The 17091-nt window shown below is 73.1% G+C and carries 20 protein-coding genes; 13 read left to right on the top strand and 7 right to left on the bottom strand.

Annotated elements, in window-relative coordinates:
- Window positions 1-57: 57 nt before the first annotated feature.
- On the bottom strand, window positions 58-2259 hold the full coding sequence (locus QQX13_RS11820) for a RecQ family ATP-dependent DNA helicase (protein WP_301118339.1): 2202 nt from the start codon (window positions 2257-2259) through the stop codon (window positions 58-60).
- A 190-nt stretch (window positions 2260-2449) separates the two neighbouring features.
- Here QQX13_RS11820 and QQX13_RS11815 point away from each other — a divergent pair, with 190 nt between their 5' ends.
- From QQX13_RS11815 to QQX13_RS11775, 9 genes are all read left to right on the top strand, one after another.
- Complete coding sequence (locus QQX13_RS11815) at window positions 2450-3715, top strand: Nramp family divalent metal transporter (RefSeq protein WP_301118338.1); 1266 nt, start codon at window positions 2450-2452, stop codon at window positions 3713-3715.
- Between the two features lie 115 nt (window positions 3716-3830).
- Window positions 3831-4925: a histidinol-phosphate transaminase gene (locus tag QQX13_RS11810; protein WP_301118337.1), complete on the top strand. Its 1095-nt coding sequence runs from the start codon at window positions 3831-3833 to the stop codon at window positions 4923-4925.
- Window positions 4922-5521, top strand: coding sequence for an imidazoleglycerol-phosphate dehydratase HisB (hisB, locus tag QQX13_RS11805; RefSeq protein WP_301118336.1), 600 nt, complete (start codon window positions 4922-4924; stop codon window positions 5519-5521). Before QQX13_RS11810 ends, hisB begins: the two co-directional genes overlap by 4 nt.
- A complete protein-coding gene (locus QQX13_RS11800; RefSeq protein ID WP_301118335.1) occupies window positions 5518-6012 on the top strand; it encodes a hypothetical protein in 495 nt (164 codons plus the stop codon). Before hisB ends, QQX13_RS11800 begins: the two co-directional genes overlap by 4 nt.
- On the top strand, window positions 6009-6668 hold the full coding sequence (gene hisH, locus QQX13_RS11795; protein ID WP_301118334.1) for an imidazole glycerol phosphate synthase subunit HisH: 660 nt from the start codon (window positions 6009-6011) through the stop codon (window positions 6666-6668). Before QQX13_RS11800 ends, hisH begins: the two co-directional genes overlap by 4 nt.
- Before the next feature lie 101 nt (window positions 6669-6769).
- A complete protein-coding gene (gene priA, locus QQX13_RS11790) occupies window positions 6770-7507 on the top strand; it encodes a bifunctional 1-(5-phosphoribosyl)-5-((5-phosphoribosylamino)methylideneamino)imidazole-4-carboxamide isomerase/phosphoribosylanthranilate isomerase PriA (protein WP_301118333.1) in 738 nt (245 codons plus the stop codon).
- Between the two features lie 52 nt (window positions 7508-7559).
- On the top strand, window positions 7560-8168 hold the full coding sequence (locus QQX13_RS11785; protein ID WP_301118332.1) for a hypothetical protein: 609 nt from the start codon (window positions 7560-7562) through the stop codon (window positions 8166-8168).
- A 44-nt stretch (window positions 8169-8212) separates the two neighbouring features.
- Entirely contained in the window at window positions 8213-8740 is a 528-nt protein-coding gene (locus QQX13_RS11780; RefSeq protein WP_301118331.1) for a hypothetical protein, read from the top strand.
- 46 nt (window positions 8741-8786) lie between these two features.
- Window positions 8787-9512 (top strand): SseB family protein, encoded by a 726-nt coding sequence (locus QQX13_RS11775; protein WP_301118330.1) that lies wholly within the window; start codon window positions 8787-8789, stop codon window positions 9510-9512.
- A 17-nt stretch (window positions 9513-9529) separates the two neighbouring features.
- On the opposite strand, the gene QQX13_RS11770 is transcribed toward QQX13_RS11775, so the two are convergent.
- Genes QQX13_RS11770 through QQX13_RS11750 form a run of 5 tightly spaced genes read right to left on the bottom strand, consistent with a single transcriptional unit; the run spans window position 9530 to window position 12893 of the window.
- A complete protein-coding gene (locus QQX13_RS11770; RefSeq protein ID WP_301118329.1) occupies window positions 9530-10234 on the bottom strand; it encodes a S1 family peptidase in 705 nt (234 codons plus the stop codon).
- A 4-nt stretch (window positions 10235-10238) separates the two neighbouring features.
- Window positions 10239-10787 (bottom strand): hypothetical protein, encoded by a 549-nt coding sequence (locus QQX13_RS11765; protein ID WP_301118328.1) that lies wholly within the window; start codon window positions 10785-10787, stop codon window positions 10239-10241.
- Window positions 10784-11572, bottom strand: coding sequence for a S1 family peptidase (locus QQX13_RS11760; RefSeq protein ID WP_301118327.1), 789 nt, complete (start codon window positions 11570-11572; stop codon window positions 10784-10786). The genes QQX13_RS11765 and QQX13_RS11760 overlap by 4 nt, the downstream gene beginning before the upstream one ends.
- Window positions 11569-12516: a hypothetical protein gene (locus tag QQX13_RS11755; RefSeq protein WP_301118326.1), complete on the bottom strand. Its 948-nt coding sequence runs from the start codon at window positions 12514-12516 to the stop codon at window positions 11569-11571. Before QQX13_RS11755 ends, QQX13_RS11760 begins: the two co-directional genes overlap by 4 nt.
- Window positions 12516-12893 carry a DUF1844 domain-containing protein gene (locus tag QQX13_RS11750; protein WP_301118325.1) on the bottom strand — a complete coding sequence of 126 codons (378 nt, stop codon included), beginning with the start codon at window positions 12891-12893 and terminating at the stop codon, window positions 12516-12518. The genes QQX13_RS11755 and QQX13_RS11750 overlap by 1 nt, the downstream gene beginning before the upstream one ends.
- Window positions 12894-13131: 238 nt before the next feature.
- Between QQX13_RS11750 and infC the strand changes: the two genes are divergently transcribed.
- The 4 genes from infC to QQX13_RS11730 all read left to right on the top strand — a co-directional run bounded on the left by infC (window position 13132) and on the right by QQX13_RS11730 (window position 15367).
- Window positions 13132-13803: a translation initiation factor IF-3 gene (gene infC / locus QQX13_RS11745; RefSeq protein WP_301118616.1), complete on the top strand. Its 672-nt coding sequence runs from the start codon at window positions 13132-13134 to the stop codon at window positions 13801-13803.
- A gap of 91 nt (window positions 13804-13894) precedes the next feature.
- Window positions 13895-14089, top strand: coding sequence for a 50S ribosomal protein L35 (rpmI, locus tag QQX13_RS11740; protein ID WP_062294442.1), 195 nt, complete (start codon window positions 13895-13897; stop codon window positions 14087-14089).
- A gap of 34 nt (window positions 14090-14123) precedes the next feature.
- Window positions 14124-14504 (top strand): 50S ribosomal protein L20, encoded by a 381-nt coding sequence (rplT, locus tag QQX13_RS11735; RefSeq protein ID WP_301118324.1) that lies wholly within the window; start codon window positions 14124-14126, stop codon window positions 14502-14504.
- 11 nt (window positions 14505-14515) lie between these two features.
- A complete protein-coding gene (locus QQX13_RS11730; RefSeq protein ID WP_301153461.1) occupies window positions 14516-15367 on the top strand; it encodes a TrmH family RNA methyltransferase in 852 nt (283 codons plus the stop codon).
- 68 nt (window positions 15368-15435) lie between these two features.
- On the opposite strand, the gene QQX13_RS11725 is transcribed toward QQX13_RS11730, so the two are convergent.
- A complete protein-coding gene (locus tag QQX13_RS11725) occupies window positions 15436-17088 on the bottom strand; it encodes an HNH endonuclease (RefSeq protein ID WP_301118322.1) in 1653 nt (550 codons plus the stop codon).
- Between the last annotated feature and the right edge of the window lie 3 nt (window positions 17089-17091).

Here is a 17091-nt window from a genome sequence, read left to right as displayed (position 1 = left end):
GGCGGACGGCAGCTGCGGGATCGGGGTTCGCCACGGGCGGAACGGGATCGGGACGCGTCACCGCACCCCGAGCACGAAGGGCAGCACCGCCTCGGCGCCGGCGCGCCGCAGCAGCCGTGCGGCGACGGTGACGGTCCAGCCGGAGTCGATCTGGTCGTCCACGAGCAGCACCCGCGCGCCGTCGAGCGACGCGGCCTCGCCGGTGGTCGCGTCGCGGGCGGGGACCAGCCCGAGGCGTCGCGCGACGGCCGCGAGCCGCTGGGCCGAGTTCACGTCATGCCGGCTCGGCTCGTCGCGGCCCGGCACGGGCGCGACCGTCCCGAGCACGGGCACGCCGAGGTAGCGCGCGAGACCGGTGGCGAGGTGCGCGGCCATCGTGGGTCGGGTGGCGGAGGCGACCCCGACGACGCCGGCGACGGTCGCCTGGTGCGCGCCCCCGGCGACGGTCCACAGGTCCTCCCAGTCGTCGAGCACCCGCACGGCCGCGTGGCGCAGCGGCACCGGGAGCTCGGCATCGACCGGCGCTCCGGCCTCGTCCCGCTCCCCGAACAGGTCGCGTAGCGACCCCGACCACCCGAGCCCGTCGAGGCGTGCGATCGCGCGTCCCGTCTCGGCCATCTCGCCGCCGGAGATCCGCCCCTTGAGCGGGACTCCGAGCGTGTCCACGCCGCTCGGCCACTGGCGCCGCGGCACCACCTCGATGCCGACGCGGTCGAGCCCGGCCTGCGCCGACGAGACCGCCTCCGCGGTGGGTGCCGCCGGAAGCGCCACGCCGCCGCAGGCGTCGCACCGGCCGCACGTCCACCCGTCCGCCAGCTCCGGGTCGTCGAGGACCCGTCGCAGGAACGCCATCCGGCAGGTGGTCGCGGACTGGTACTCGAGCATCGTCCGCTGCTCGGCGGCCCGCGTCGCCGCGACCCGCGCGTACCGATCCGCGTCGTACTCCCAGGGCCTGTCCGTCGCGAGCCAGCCGCCCTGGACGCGGCGCACCGCGCCGTCGACGTCGAGCACCTTGAGCATCGCCTCGAGCCGGGAGCGGGAGAGGTCCACGACCGCCTCGAGAGCCGGCACGGTCGTCGGCCGCTCGGGGGACAGCGCGGCGAGGGTTGCCCGCACGGTGTCCTCCGGCGGGAACGCCTGGCTCCCGAACCATTCCCAGATCGCGCGGTCCTCGCGGCCCGGCAGCAGCGCCACCACCGCACGCGACACCCCGCGGCCCGCACGCCCGACCTGCTGGTAGTACGCGATCGGCGACGACGGCGCCCCGAGGTGCACCACGAACGCCAGGTCGGGCTTGTCGAAGCCCATCCCGAGCGCGGAGGTCGCCACGAGCGCCTTGACCCGGTTGTCCTTGAGGTCCTGCTCGAGCCGCTCGCGCTCGGCGGGGTCGGTCCGTCCCGTGTAGGCGCCCACCTCGAGCCCGGCGGCCCGCAGCTGGGACGCGACCTCCTCGGCCGCCGAGACGGTGAGGCAGTACACGATCCCGGATCCGTCCATCTCGCCGAGCGACTGCGCCAGCCAGGCGACGCGCGCGGCGGGGTCGGGCAGGTCGAGCACCGCGAGGTGGAGGGACTCCCGGTCGAGGGCGCCCCGCAGCACGAGCACCTCCGCGCTCCGCCGGTCGCCGGCGACGCCCAGCTGCTCGGCCACGTCCTCCGTCACGCGCGCGTTCGCGGTCGCGGTGGTGGCGAGCACGGGGATGCCGGTCGGCAGGTCCGCGAGCAGCGTGCGGATGCGGCGGTAGTCCGGCCGGAAGTCGTGGCCCCAGTCGGAGATGCAGTGCGCCTCGTCGATCACGACGAGCCCCGCGTCCGCTGCCAGCCGTGGCAGCACCTGGTCGCGGAACTGCGGATTGTTGAGCCGCTCGGGCGAGCACAGCAGCACGTCGACCTCGCCCGCGGCGATCGCGGCGTGGACCTGATCCCACTCGGTGACGTTGGACGAGTTGACGGTCACGGCGCGGATCCCCGCGCGCGCCGCGGCGGCGATCTGGTCGCGCATGAGTGCGAGCAGGGGGGACACGATCACGGTCGGTCCCGCGCCCGCGTCGCGCAGCAGGCGCGTGGCGACGAAGTACACCGCCGACTTGCCCCACCCCGTGCGCTGCACCACCAGCGCTCGCGCCTGACGGGACACGAGCGCCTCGATCGCCGTCCACTGGTCGTCCCGCAGCCGCGCATCGTCCCTCCCGACCAGGCGGCGCAGGGCGCCCTCGGCGGCCTCGCGGAGATCGACGTCGGAGCGCTGCGGGGTCGGCATGCGACGACCCTACGCGGCCCGTCCGACACGGCGGCGCGGCCGTCCCCCGGGCCGCCGGCATCGGCGCCGCCGATGCCGCGGATCGGTGCGACGCGGGGCGCCATGGGCTGGACACCGGTGGAAGTTCGGCTAGCCTAACTTCCACGCGACGCGGCTGCCCGACGCCCCGTCGACGGCGGAGGGAGCCCACGTGACGCAGACGCTGGTCGAGCGCAACCGCGAGCGCGCGGAGCGCAACCGCGGACCGGTCCGCCGCATCGTCACGCTGCTCGGCCCGGCCTTCGTCGCCGCCGTCGCCTACGTCGACCCCGGCAACGTCGCGGCGAACCTCACCGCGGGCGCCGAGCACGGCTACCTGCTGGTGTGGGTGCTCGTCGCGTCGAACCTCATGGCGGTGCTCATCCAGTACACGTCGGCCAAGCTCGGGCTCGTGACCGGGCGCTCGATGCCGGAGCTGCTGCGTGGCCGCCTCCGCACGCGAGGCCGCCTCGCCTACTGGGCGCAGGCCGAGGTGGTGGCGGCCATGACGGACCTCGCCGAGGTGATCGGCGGAGCGCTCGCCCTCTACCTCCTGTTCGACATCCCGCTGGTGCTCGGGGGCCTGATCGTCGGCGTCGTGTCGCTCGCGCTGCTGATGATCCAGAACCGGCGCGGACAGCGGCACTTCGAATTCGTCATCATGGGCCTCCTCGCGATCATCGCGATCGGCTTCATGGCGGGCCTGGTCGTGTCGGACACCGACTGGGGCGGCGCCGCCGAGGGTCTGATCCCGCGCTTCGACGGCCCGTCGACGGTGCTGCTCGCGGCGTCGATGCTCGGTGCGACGGTCATGCCGCACGTCATCTACCTCCACAGCTCCCTCGCGCGCGACCGTCACGGCGTCGGCCACGACAAGCCCCGCCTGCGCCACCTGCTCCACGCCACCAAGTGGGACGTCGCCGTGTCCCTCGTGATCGCGGGCTCGGTCAACATCGCGATGCTGCTGCTCGCCGCCGGCAGCCTGCGAGGCGTCGCCGGCACGGACTCGATCGAGGGCGCGTACGACGCGATCGGCACGGCGCTCGGCCCGATCATCGCGGGGGCCTTCGCGGTGGGGCTGCTCGCGTCGGGACTTGCGTCGACCTCGGTGGGCTGCTACGCGGGCGCCGCGATCATGGGCGGCCTGCTCCACCGCCGCATCCCCGTGTGGATCCGCCGCTCGATCACGCTGATCCCCGCGCTGGTGATCCTCGGCGTCGGCGCGAACCCCACCTGGGCGCTCGTGATCTCGCAGGTGGTGCTGTCTGTCGGCATCCCGTTCGCGGTGATCCCCCTGGTCCGCCTCACCTCCGACAAGGCGGTGATGGGGGAGCATGCGAACTCCACGACGACCAAGGTGATCGCGTGGACGGTGGTCGCGTCGATCGTCGCCCTGAACCTGGCGCTCCTGGTGCTGACGTTCACGGGCCAGGTCTGACGCCGGACGGGACGATGCGCCGGCCGCCCGGGCGCCCACGGACGGCACCAGGTGCCGTCGGGAGGGCGGGACCCGGGCGGCATCACGCCGTGTTCGCGCTCACTAGACTTCTCCCATGACACTGCCGATCCGTCCGGACCTGCAGGGCCTCAAGCCCTACGGCGCCCCCCAGCTCGACGTGCGGGCGCGCCTCAACGTGAACGAGAACCCGTACGCCCCGCCGAACGCGGTGGTCGACGCGATCGCGCAGTCGGTGCGGAAGGCGGCGCAGGGCCTCAACCGCTACCCGGACCGCGACTTCGCGGGGCTCCGCCAGGACCTCGCGGCGTACATCGCGCAGGAGAGCCACGTCGACTTCGTCGAGCCCCGGAACATCTGGGCGGCGAACGGCTCCAACGAGGTCATGCTCCACCTGCACCAGGCCTTCGGCGGCCCGGGGCGGACGGTGCTGAGCTTCGCGCCGACATACTCGATGTACCCCGAGTACGCGCGCGACACGTTCACGGAGTACGTGACGGTGCCGCGCAAGGAGGACTTCACGCTCGACGTCGACGCCGCGGTCGCCGCGATCCGGGAGAAGCACCCCGTGATGGTGATCGTCGCGAGCCCGAACAACCCGACCGGCACCGCGCTCAGCCTGGACGAGGTCCGCGCCCTGATGCGCGCCGCCGACGAGGTCCCCGGGGGCTGCGTGGTGGTGGTCGACGAGGCGTACGCGGAGTTCCGCCGCTGGGGCACCCCGAGCGCGGCGAGCCTGGTGCCGCAGCACCCGAACCTCGCGGTGAGCCGGACCATGTCGAAGGCGTTCGCGTTCGCGGGCGCGCGCCTCGGCTATCTCATCGCCCACGAGACCTTCATCGACGTCCTCAAGGTGGTCCGCCTGCCGTACCACCTGAGCGCCGTCACGCAGGCGACGGCGCGTGCGGCGCTGGCCCACCACCGCGCCCTGCAGGCGCAGGTCGACGAGATCCGGGCGGAGCGCGACGACACCGTCGAGTGGCTCCGTGCCCAGGGGTGGACGGTCGCCGACACGGACGCGAACTTCGCCCTCTTCGGACCGTTCGAGGACCGTGAGAGGGTGTTCCAGGGCCTGCTGGAGCGCGGGGTGCTGATCCGCGTCACGGGCCCCGAGGGTTGGCTGCGGGTGTCGATCGGCACGCCGCAGGAGATGGCGCTGTTCCGCAGCGCGCTGCTGGAGGTCACGTCATGAGCCGCACCGGTCGCATCGAGCGCACCACGTCCGAGTCCTCCGTCCTGGTCGAGCTCGACCTCGACGGCACGGGCCGCACCGACATCTCGACCGGGGTCCCGTTCTACGACCACATGCTGACCGCGCTGGGCAAGCACTCGCTGATGAACCTCACGGTCCAGGCCACGGGGGACATCCACATCGACAGCCACCACACGGTGGAGGACGTCGCGATCTGCATCGGCGAGGCGCTCAAGCAGGCGCTGGGCGACAAGGCCGGCATCTCGCGGTTCGGCGACGCCCTGGTGCCGCTCGACGAGGCCCTCGCGCAGTGCGTGGTTGACGTCTCCGGACGTCCCTACTTCGTGCACACCGGCGAGCCGGTGGGTCAGGCCACCCACCTCATCGGCGGCAACTTCGCGGGCTCCCTCACGGGCCACGCGCTCGAGTCGATCGCGCACCACGCGGGCATCTGCGTGCACATGCGCGTGCTCGCGGGTCGGGACCCCCACCACATCGTGGAGGCCCAGTTCAAGGCGCTCGCGCGCGCGCTGCGGTTCGCGGTGGCGGACGATGCGCGGGTCGAGGGCATCCCGTCCACCAAGGGAGCGCTGTGACGGAGGGAGCGGAGCAGGCGTCAGCCCCGCAGGAGCCCGGCACCCGGGACTTCGCGGCGATCCTCTCGCCGATCCCCAGCCCGCGCTTCCTCACGGCGCTGTGCGCTCTCAACAAGGTCGACGCGCGGATCCTGTCGACCAGCGGCGGCCCGGTGGCGGTGCTGACGGACACGGACGAGGAGGCCGTCGCGAAGGCCGCGAAGACGGTCTCGGCCTTCGTCGCGCGCGCCGAGTTCATGCTGGTGGTCAACCGCGGCGGTCAGGCGACCGCGCAGATCTGGCTGGGCGGCCAGGTCGCGAAGGACGTTCCCGCGGGCCTCGCGCTCAACGACGCCCCCGGCGTGCTCACCACGCTGGTGACGGGCGCGCAGAGCTTCGACGAGATCGCGGCGACGCACCCCGACAAGGTCCACGAGGCCACGATGAGCCGCTTCGCCGCGTACCGCGAGCTGCTCAAGGAGACCCGCCGGCTGCGCAAGGAGCAGGGATGATGAGCTCGCCGCTGGTCTGCGTCTTCGATTACGGCTTCGGCAACGTCCGCTCCGCCACCCGCGCGCTCGAGCACGTGGGTGCACGCGTCGAGCTCACCTCCGACCGCGTGATCGCGGAGAACGCGGACGGCCTGGTGGTGCCCGGCGTCGGTGCCTTCGCGGCCGTGATGCAGGGGCTCCAGGAGGCCCGCGGCGATCAGATCGTGGGCCGGCGGCTCTCGGGCGGGCGACCCGTGCTGGGGATCTGCGTCGGCATGCAGGTGATGTTCGAGCGCGGCGTCGAGCACGGCGTCGAGTCCGCCGGCCTGGACCAGTGGCCCGGCACCGTCGAGCTCCTGCAGACCTCCGTCGTGCCGAACATGGGCTGGGCCCACGTCGAGGCGCCGGAGGGCACCCGGCTGTTCGCGGGGGTCGAGGACGAGCGCTTCTACTTCGTGCACTCCTACGGGGCCCGCGAGTTCCCGCTCGGCACCACCGAGGACACGGGCCGCTTCGCCGCGCCGCTGGTGACCTGGTCGACCGCGGGCGCGGGGGACGACTCCGACCGGTTCGTCGCCGCCGTCGAGAACGGCCCGCTCGCGGCCACCCAGTTCCACCCGGAGAAGTCGGGCGAGGCGGGGCTCCAGCTGCTCCGCAACTGGGTCGAGTCGCTCTGACCCCGGCGCACGGCGCGGGGCATGACAGCGATACCCTGGAGCCCGCATCGTCGCCAGCGCCGCGACGCCTCACCGTGCCTGCCCCACCCGAAAGCGAGACCATGACCGACACCCCCCGCCTCGAGCTGCTCCCCGCCGTCGACGTCGCCGACGGCCAGGCCGTCCGCCTCACGCAGGGCGAGGCGGGATCCGAGACCGGCTACGGCGACCCGTTGTCGGCCGCCCTCGACTGGGTGAAGGGTGGAGCGGAGTGGATCCACCTGGTGGACCTCGACGCCGCCTTCGGGCGCGGCTCCAACGCCTCCCTCCTGGCAGACGTGGTGAAGGCGGTCGACGTCAAGGTCGAGATGTCGGGCGGCATCCGCGACGACGAGTCGCTCGAGCGCGCCCTCGCCACCGGCTGCGCTCGCGTCAATCTCGGCACGGCCGCCCTCGAGAACCCCGAGTGGACCGCCCGCGTGATCGACACCCACGGCGACCGGATCGCGGTGGGCCTCGACGTGCGCGGCACCACGCTCGCGGGTCGCGGCTGGACCCGCGACGGCGGCGACCTGTGGGAGGTGCTCGCCCGCCTCGACGGGGCCGGCTGCTCGCGCTACGTGGTCACCGACGTCAAGAAGGACGGCATGCTCTCCGGTCCGAACCTGGAGCTCCTCACCCAGGTGTGCGAGGCCACCCAGGCTCCCGTGGTCGCCTCGGGCGGCATCAGCTCGCTCGACGACATCGCGGCGCTGCGCACCCTCACGCCGGTCGGGATCGAGGGCGCGATCGTCGGCAAGGCGCTCTACAACGGCAACTTCACCCTGCCGCAGGCGCTCGACATCGCGGGTCGCCCCTAGCCCCAACGTTCCGAGTTCCCCGGTACGTTGAACCTCTCGAGAGGGGGCGACGATGCGGGGAGCGCTGGCGATCGCGGCGGCGGCCATGCTGCTCGCGGGGTGCGCGAGCGGGGGTGGCGCCGGGCCGTCGACGGCGAGCGCGGTGGAGCCCTCCACGGGGTGTCCCGACGTGCTGGTGCAGGCGGATCCGCCGCACCACGGCTTCGGCACGCAGGACGCGGCGACGTCCGTGCCCGAGCTGGGCGTCCCGGAGGCCGCCTGGGTGTGCGAGTACGTCGCTGAGGACACGGGCGACCCGGACCCGGACGGCGGCGCCCTGTACGAGTGGCGCCGGACCGACGCGGCCCTCGCGGAGGTGCCGGACGATGCGCTGGTCGAGCTGGGCGACCTGCTCGCGACGGTCGACGTGCCGCCGGCCGACCGCGCCTGCACGGACGACCTCGGTCCGCGGCTGCTGCTGGTCGCGGTCACCGGCGATCGGCAGGTCGCGATGACCATCGACGAGTACGGGTGCCGCGAGATCCGGCTGACCGAGGACCCCCGGGAGTCCCCACCGGGCTCGCCGAGCGACCCGGACCTCCCCGCGGGGGTGCTCATGGCGGACGGGGTCGACGCGGCCTCGGTGGTGCGCGACCTCAGCGGGATCGGCGGGGGACGATGAGGCGCGCGACGATGCGGCGTGCGGCGCTGAGCGGGCGACCCCTGGTGCGTACCGCCGCTGTCGCGTGGGCCGGCCTCCCGCTGCTGCTGGCGGGCTGCACCGGAGGCGGGACCTCCGACGACGCGTCGACGGGCCCGGGCGCCTCCGGCCCTGCGCCGACCGTGGTCGACTCCGCCGTCGCGCTCGAGCCCGCATGCGACGAGGCGCTGGAGAGCCCGGGAGGGGCGTTCGAGGCTGCGGCGGCGGCTGCTGAGCTGGGGAGGTTCGACGCGGCGTGGATCTGCGTGTACCCGATCGGCGACGGCAGCCCGGTGAGCAGCGGTCCGGCCGAGATCGAGGACCTCGATCGGCTCGGCGCGCTGCTCGACGGGATCGGGCCGGCGGACACGTCCCAGGGATGCACCCTCGAGGCCGGTCCCCGGTACCTGCTGGTGCTGGCCGACGGCGCCTCCGCCACGCGGCTGGTGATCGAGTCGTACGGGTGCAGGTTCGTGACGATCGACGGCTACGACGGCCTGTTCGGAGGGTCCCGCGACATGGTCGCGGAGCTCGAGGACCTCGCCGGACTCTGACGGTCGCTCCGCGGCGTCGTCGCCGCGTGCCCCTAGTCTGGGGGGCATGAGCGAGTCCGAGCCGCGCAAGGAGATCCCCGAGTCGATCTTCGCCGATGACGACGGCAGCGCGGACGCCCGCCTCGCCCAGGCCCTCATCCGCCACTCGCGTGGCAAGGCGCCGCTCACGGACGTGGTCGATGCGCTCGCGTACGCCCGGGTGCTGATCCCGGTGATGGCGAGCGGTGAGAAGCGGATCGTCGGGGCGCACGGGCTCAAGCAGGACGCGGTCGCCTCGACCGGCGTGGTCGCGGTCGAGATGGCGGACGGACGCACCGCGCTGCCCGTGTTCACCGACGTCGACGCGATGAAGGCGTGGAGCGAGCGCGCCCGCCCGATCCCTGCGGAGGGGCCGCGCGCCGCCCTGGCGGCCATCAACGAGGAGTGGTCGACCCTGGTGGTCAACCCCGGGATGGAGACGGTCCTCATCCCGCGTCCCGCGGTGTGGGCGCTCGGGCAGGGCGAGCCATGGCGGCCGGCGGTGCGTGACGGCATGGTGGCCGACGACGTCAGGGATGCGGTCGCCGAGGCGGTGCCCGTGGACGATGCGTTGGTGGCCGTCGAGGCCGTCGCCGGGCGGTCGGCGGAGGTCGCCGTGGTGCTCAGGCTGGTGCCCGGGCTCACGCAGCCCGAGGTGGACTCCGTCGTGAGGCGGGTTCAGCACCAGCTCGCGCAGTCGCCCGTGGTCGCGCAGCGGGTCGACAGCCTCGAGCTGCGTCTCGCCACCGCCTGACGACGCCGCGGGCCCCGTCAGCCGCAGGTGGTCATCGCGTCCGCGCGGTCGGTGTCGCCGTCGAGGAAGGCCATCAGCCGGTCCAGGCTGACGGCGCCGCCCATCGTCGCACCGTCCGAGGAGAAGATGACGCCGACCACGGCGCCGGCCTCGTCCGTCACGGGAGACCCGGAGTTGCCCTCGCGCACCTCGACGGCGATCGAGTAGATGGCGGCGCCGTCGGGGTCGAGGTGGTTCTCGATCAGCCCCTGGTAGCGCCCGGTGACGGTGGCGAGGGGTCCGCCGAGCGCGAAGCCCGACACGCTGAGGGTGTCGCCGGGGGCGGGTTCCTCCGTGCCGACGGTGGCGGCCCGGGGGAAGGAGCCCTCGATCGTGACCAGGGCGAGGTCGTCGGTGAGCGACATCTCCGCGGCGACGCCGTGGTACTCGTTGCCCTGGTAGTCGGTGAGCTCGATCTCGGCGCCGTCCTCGACCACGTGGCGGTTGGTGACCGCGTGGGACTCGTCGAGCATCCAGGCGCTGCCGTTGAGGAACGCGTCGCAGGTGGTGGTCCAGACCCGGAGCGCGACCAGCTCGGCCCCGGTGAAGCCGTCGCCGACGGCGGGGGCGGCGGAGACCTCGACGGGCACCGGCGTCGTGTACGGCGGCGGCGTCAGCGGAGCGCACCCCGCGACGGCGAGCACGCCGATCCCGAGGCTCGCGGCCAGGCGGGTGCGCGTCACGCCGTCAGCCGTTCTCGGCGCGGAAGGCGACATAGCTCTGGTGCACCTGGTCGCAGAACTCGACGATCGATCGCTCCGAGCTGACGATCGAGGACGCCACGTAGCGATCGGCGTTCCTGAGGACCTCGAAGTGCTCCTGCTGCGCCTCCACGCACTGCCCGTAGGCGTCGACGATCTGCTCGAGCTCGGTCACGACCTCGGTGCTTCTCGCGCCCGTGTTCACCGCGGCGGAGTACTCCTCCTTGAGCGTCTCGAGCTGGGACTCGGCCTCCTCCAGCTCGGCCATCCGGGCGTTCTGATCGGAGAGGGTGAGGGTGAGGTCCTCGACGCGGAGGCGGAGCGCGTCGTTCTGCGCCTCCCAGTTCGCGCGCGCCAGCGACTGCCAGGCGAAGGCCGCGGCGAAGCCGAGGGCGACCACGATCGCGAGCACGAGCGCGACGACGATCCCGACGCGGCGAGGCGCCCGCGCGGCGGGCTCCGCGGGGACGGGCTCGGGCACGGACGATGCGGTGGGCTGCCAGGGGCCGCCGGGATCCATGTCGGGGGTCGTCATGGCAGGAACGCCGAGGCGTTGGACGACGCGTCGGCGTCGGCCGCGCACGCGGACTCGGGGACGAACAGGGCGGGCTCCTCGAGGAGGGCGTTGAGGGTCGACACGGGGACGATGAAGCTCTGGTCCGAGATGTTCTTGGCGTAGACGACACCGATCACGCGGCCGTCCTCGTCGAGCGCGGGGGAGCCGGAGGAGCCGACCTTGACGGTGGCGCTGGTGGCGAGGACCGAGTCGACGGCGCCACCGAGCGGGTCGGCGGTCGCGCCGAGCACGACGCCGGAGGAGGTGGTGAGCCGTCCGCCGTTCGGGTAGCCCACGACGGTCACGAGGTCGCCGACCTCGGGATCCGCCTCGGCGGTCTGGGCGAAGGCGTTGCCGAGCGACTCCTCGGTGGTGATCACGGCGATGTCGGCGGCGGTGGAGGTGGTCGCGGCGGTCACGTTGATGGTGCGTCCGTCGTAGGTCGTGATGGTGATGCGCTTGCTGTTCGCGATCACGTGGCGGTTGGTCACCAGGGTGTGCTCGTCGAGCGCGAAGCCGGTGCCGGTCGACAGCACGATGGTGCCGGAGCATCCGACGCTGCGCACGCGCACGGTCATCCGCTGCGCCGCGGTGAAGCCGTCGGGGGACAGGGCGCCGGGTCCGTCGCCGGGCTCGGCTGACGGGCTCGGCACGAAGTCGCTGGGGATCGGGTCGGGAGCCTGGGGGATCACGCCGCAGCCGGCCGCCCCCATGGCGAGGGCGACCGCGAGGATCGCGCGACGCGGGACCCGCCGAGCGCTCACTGCGCCGCCGCCGTGGTGAACTCCTGGGCGGCCCGGTTGGCCTCCGTGCACAGCTCGGCGACGGACTCCTCGAAGGCCACGATCTCCTCCGGGTCGTAGTCGTCGGGCGCCTCGAGGTAGGCGACCAGCTGGTCGTTCGCCTCGATGCAGCGGTTGAGCGAGCTCGTCGCGGCCGTGCCGGTGGCGATCAGGTCCTCGAGCTGGCCGATCTGCTCCTGGGCGAAGGCGGCGTCGTCGCCCCACCGCGCGTTCTCGGCCTGGAGGCGGCTCACGGTGTCCTTCGAGGTGGCGAGCTGGTCCGTGAGGAGGTCGATCCGCTCCTCGGCGGCGGCGAGCGTCTCGCGCTCGGCCGCGAGGTCGTCGCCCAGCCCATAGCTCACGTCGGTGAGCTCCTCGACCTGCGCCCTCCACTCGTCCGAGACATGCCACAGGTAGGCCGCAAGCGTCGAGATGCCGATCAGCAGCACGGTGAGCAGCGCGATCGCGAACCACAGGCCGGCGCGGCGCTCGATGACCACATGCGGTCGGTGATGCGCGCCCGAGCTCGGGGCGGGCTCGGGGGAGGCCGGGGCGTCGGAGTCGACCAGGGGGTCCGCCGCATCGTCCTCCCCGAAGCCGGTCGCCACGACTGGTGCGAACCGGGACGTGACGATCGGGATCTCGGTGGTGCGCCGGTGCATCGCGGTGCGAGCGGCGGCGACGTCGGGCGGCAGGACGGAGGGCCGCCGGGAGGCATCGTCGGCCCCGGTCGCGTCTGCCGTGTCTGCTGTGTCGGCCACCGTCGCGAGCTCGTCGGTCGCCGTGTCCGCATCGTCGTTGGGAGCGGTGACGGCTGCGCCGTCGGGGACGTCACCCGGCGAGACCTGCTCGCCCTCAGGCCCGCGCGAACCCAGGTCCGTGCGGACCTGGGTCTCCTCGCGGGTGGTGTCGTCCCCTTGTGCCACTACGTGACCGCCCCCGTGTACTTCTCACCGGGCCCGTCTCCGGGCCGGTCCGGGATCACCGACGCCTCCCGGAATGCCAACTGTACGCTCCGCAGCCCATCCCTCAACGCCCGCGCATGCGTGTCGCCGAGGTCAGGTGCCGCAGCGGTGACGAGACCCGCCAGGGCGGTGATGATCGCACGTGCCTCGTCGAGGTCCTTGTGCTCCTCACCCTCCTCGGCCAGCCCGCACCGGAGCGCCGCAGCGCTCAACAGATGAACGCTCACGGTGGTGATAAGTTCCACGGCGGACACCTCGGCGATGTCGCGCGCCGCATCGTCCGACCCGGAGGGGCCGCGCGGCGTGTCGGGACGTGTGGCCTGGTCTTCTTCGCTCATGGTTGCTATTCTTGTCCATCGACCGGTTGCGGCACACGTCGCAACGCGCAAGCGGAGTCCACCTCCCACCCTCGGACCTCACGGACCAGGGTTCACGGTCACGGCGTCAGCCACGCGTCCGCGCGGGGTGGGGGCCGTGTGCTGCGGTGGCCTCTGCTCGCGTTCGAGCAGGGGCCTTTCTCGTTGTCGGGGAGGGGCGGCCTGAGAGGCGGTCCGAGAGCAACGGTAAGGAGCCGCTATCAACGAGCCGCGCATCAACGAGCGCATCCGGGTCCCCGAGGTCCGCCTGGTCGGTCCGAAGGGCGAGCAGGTCGGCATCGTCCGCATCGAGGATGCCCTGCGTCTGGCGCAGGACGCCGAGCTCGACCTGGTCGAGGTCGCGCCCAACTCGCGTCCTCCCGTCGTCAAGCTGATGGACTACGGCAAGTTCAAGTACGAGGCGGCGGTGAAGGCACGCGAGGCACGTCGCAACCAGGCCAACACCGAGATCAAGGAGATGCGTTTCCGTCTCAAGATCGACGAGCACGACTACGAGACCAAGAAGGGCCACGTCATCCGCTTCCTCAAGGGCGGCGACAAGGTCAAGGTCACGATCATGTTCCGCGGTCGTGAGCAGTCCCGTCCCGAGATGGGCCGTCGCCTGCTGCTGAAGCTGGCGGCCGAGCTCGAGGAGTACGGGGTCGTCGAGAACATGCCCTCGCAGGAGGGGCGCAACATGTCGCTCGTCCTGGGCCCGCTGAAGAAGAAGGCGGAGGCCAAGGAGGAGCAGCGCCAGGCCCGCGAGGCCCGCAAGGCCGCCGAGGCCGAGGCCCGCGAGCACCGCAAGGCACCGAGGGGAGCCGCCGAGGAGGCGGAGACCGAGGGCGCCGAGCCGGAGGCCGTGGAGGTCGAGGAGCCGGCCGCCGAGTAGGCGGAGGCCTCATACAGATGTCGGGCGCTGGCCGCCCGTGAAACGTGCTGGGTCCCACCGGTCCCAGCCAGACCTAGAAGGAGTGGCAGCAATGCCGAAGAACAAGACCCACTCGGGTGCCAAGAAGCGCTTCAAGCTCACCGGCACCGGCAAGGTGAAGCACGCCTCGGCCATGAACGTGCACAAGTTCGAGGAGAAGCACTCCTCGCGCAAGCGCCGTGTCGCGCAGGACCAGATCCTGTCGGACGCCGACTCGAAGAAGATCAAGAAGCTGCTGGGCAAGTAAGCCCGCCCCGACACACGTACCTAGGAGAACTGAAATGGCACGCGTCAAGCGGGCGGTCAACGCCCAGAAGAAGCGCCGGACTACCCTCGAGCGCGCCGCGGGTTACCGCGGTCAGCGTTCGCGCCTGTACCGGAAGGCGAAGGAGCAGGTCACCCACTCCCTCGTCTACTCGTACCGCGACCGTCGCGCGAAGAAGAGCGAGTTCCGCAAGCTGTGGATCCAGCGCATCAACGCCGCCGCCCGCGCGAACGGCATCACCTACAACCGCTTCATCCAGGGCCTCAAGGCCGCGGAGATCGAGGTTGACCGCCGCATGCTCGCCGAGCTCGCGGTGAACGACGAGGCTGCCTTCGCGGCGCTCGTCGAGGTGGCGAAGAAGGCCCTCCCGGCCGACGTCAACGCGCCCGCCGCGTAAGCACGGCCACCATGTCGGAACGCCCCGCCGGGCCTGCAGACCTCTCCGTCACGCTCTCGAATCCGAGGGCCGAGCGGTTCAAGAGAGTCGCGGCACTGGCGGGGCGTTCTGCACGCTCCCGGGCAGGCGTGATCCTGGTCGAGGGGCCTCAGTCGGTCCGCGAGGCGGTGCGTCACGCCGCCGATCGCGTGCATGACGTCTACCTCACCGAGGATGCGCACGCGCGTCACCCCGAGATCGCCACGGAGGCGATCGCGGCGGGGCTGTACGTGCATCTGGGCACTCCCGAGGTGCTCGGCGCGATGAGCGCGGACGCGCAGGGCGTGGTCGCCGTCCTCGCCTCGACGGGCGTCTCGTTCGACGACGTGGTCGCCGCCCGCCCCCGCCTGGTCGCGGTGCTGTCGAACGTGCGCGACCCCGGCAACGCCGGTGCCGTGATCCGCGCGGCCGACGCGGCGGGCGCCGACGCGGTGGTGCTCGCGGGGGAGTCGGTCGACCCGGGCAACCCCAAGGTGATCCGCTCGACGGCGGGCTCGCTCTTCCACCTCCCGGTCGCGCGCGCTCCGCTGGGCGAAGCCGTCGAGGCGCTCCGCACGGCGGGGCTGACGGTCCTGGCCGCCGACGGTTCGGGCGAGGACCTCCTGGGCGATCCCGAGGCCGGCGCGGGCGCCGGGGGAGCGGAGTCACTCGCGTCGCCGACAGCGTGGGTGTTCGGCAACGAGGCCTGGGGCCTGAGCGAGGACGAGCTCGCGCTCGCCGACGCCGTGGTGCGCATCCCCATTTACGGTCGGGCGGAGAGCCTGAACCTGGCGACGGCGGCCACGGTGTGCCTGTACGCCTCCGCGTCGGCACAGCACGCCTGAACCTGTACCTCGCGGCACATTGGCACGCGGGAACCTGTACCCAGCGTCACCTCGCCGCCGCGGAGCCGTCACCAGAGCGCTCCCGCGCCCGGTTGCGGCGTCGTCGTCGCGTCGTCGTCGATCCGCCGGTCATGTGGCACTCCCGCGGGACTCTCACCTGCCGCGCCGTCCTCGCCGTCGTCTCCGCCGTCCCGCGTCGACACGTGGACGGTCACGGCGTGGCGGGCCTGCTCGGTCGGGACTCCTCCCGCCGGGCCGCCTCGGTCGCGGCCGCCTCGGGGTGCCGCCGTGCGTTGTCGCGCTGCCGGACGCGGCTCACGCCCAGCGTCGACCTCGGGCGGAGGGATGAAGACGACCTCCTCGCCGCGCACCTCGACCTCCCAGCGCGTGTCGTGGATCCGCAGATGACATCCACGGCAGAGCAGGACGCCGTTCGACAGATCGGTCCCGCCGCCCCGGGCCCACGGCACGATGTGGTGGGCCTCGCACCACGCGGCGGGCGCCCCGCACCACGCGCAGCCCCCGTCCCGCGCCGCCAACGCCCGTCGCTGGGCGGCTGAGAACGGCCGCACCCGCCTCCCGACGTCCAACGGGAGCGACCGGGATCCGAGGACCGCGGGGATGATCTCGATGTCGGCGCACATCCGGCGCACCGACTCGACGCTGAGCGGCAGCCCCGCGGTCTCGGGACGCACCTCGCCGAGGCCGCTCCGGAGCGACTCCAGCTCGACGTGGACGATCACCTGAGCCGGGGCGCGGTCGCCCGGGCTGCCGCAGCGAAGTCCGTGGTTCGCGAGCTGCACCATCAGGTCCGCCCTGATCTGCCCCGAGGAGCGCGAGTCCGGCACGTCCGACTCCTTCGCCGCCTGCAGGGTCCGCTTGACCTGCGCGTCGAACCACGCGCGTACGGGCAGCGCGGATTCGGGATCGAGCCGAGCCTGGAGCAGCACCATCCCGTCCGACTGCTCGGTGAAGGTGAGATGCCGCTGCGCCCGCAGGCGCCGCTCGCGCTCCGCACGGCTGCGCGCGTCGTGGCTGGCGCGGAGCCGCGCGCAGCACGCCCGCAGATCACGCAGGTCAAGCGTGCACGCGCGGGCGACCAGGTCGCGCTCCATCGCGAGCCGCGCCTCCCGCCCGAGCGCTCCCGGGAGGGCCGGGTCCGACAGCGCTCGCAGGGTCTCGCGGATCAGGGCGGCTGCGTCGGTGCCGATGCGCCCGTCGCGGAGCGCGGCGGCGACCGGCCCGAGCGGAGGGGGCGGAGGAGGCGGCGGACCTCCGCCATCCGGCCCGCCACCGCCATCGCCCGGACCCCCGCCGCCATCGCCCGGCCCGCCACCGCCGTCATCCGGCCCGCCTTCCGGACCGCCGCCGCCCTCGGGTTCTCCGCCGCCTCCGGGGCCCGCATCGTCCGGCGTCATGAAGGCCCGCCCCGCCTCGATGAGCCGGATAGCCTCGGCGATCGAGACCCCGCAGCGCGCCGCGACCAGCCGCTCGGCTGACGAGTACCCCTCGCGCCGCGCGAGGCTCGACGCGTCGCGCGGGGAGCGCGCCGCCACCTCCGCCGCCATGATCGCCAGCGGGAGCCGCGCCGCCGCGGCGAGCCGCCCGCATGCCTCCAGCGCCTCGAGCACCTCGGGGCGCCGCAGGTCCGACGTCTCGCGCGCGTCGAGGCGTCCCACCGCATCCGCGAGGGGCGCCACCCGGTCCGCCGAGATCAACATGGG

Origin of the sequence: Demequina lignilytica (assembly GCF_030418375.1) — a bacterium.
In the GTDB taxonomy this organism is placed as follows: domain Bacteria; phylum Actinomycetota; class Actinomycetes; order Actinomycetales; family Demequinaceae; genus Demequina; species Demequina lignilytica.
Note: the sequence above shows the minus strand (reverse complement) of the source record. Positions and strands in the feature narration are given on the sequence as shown.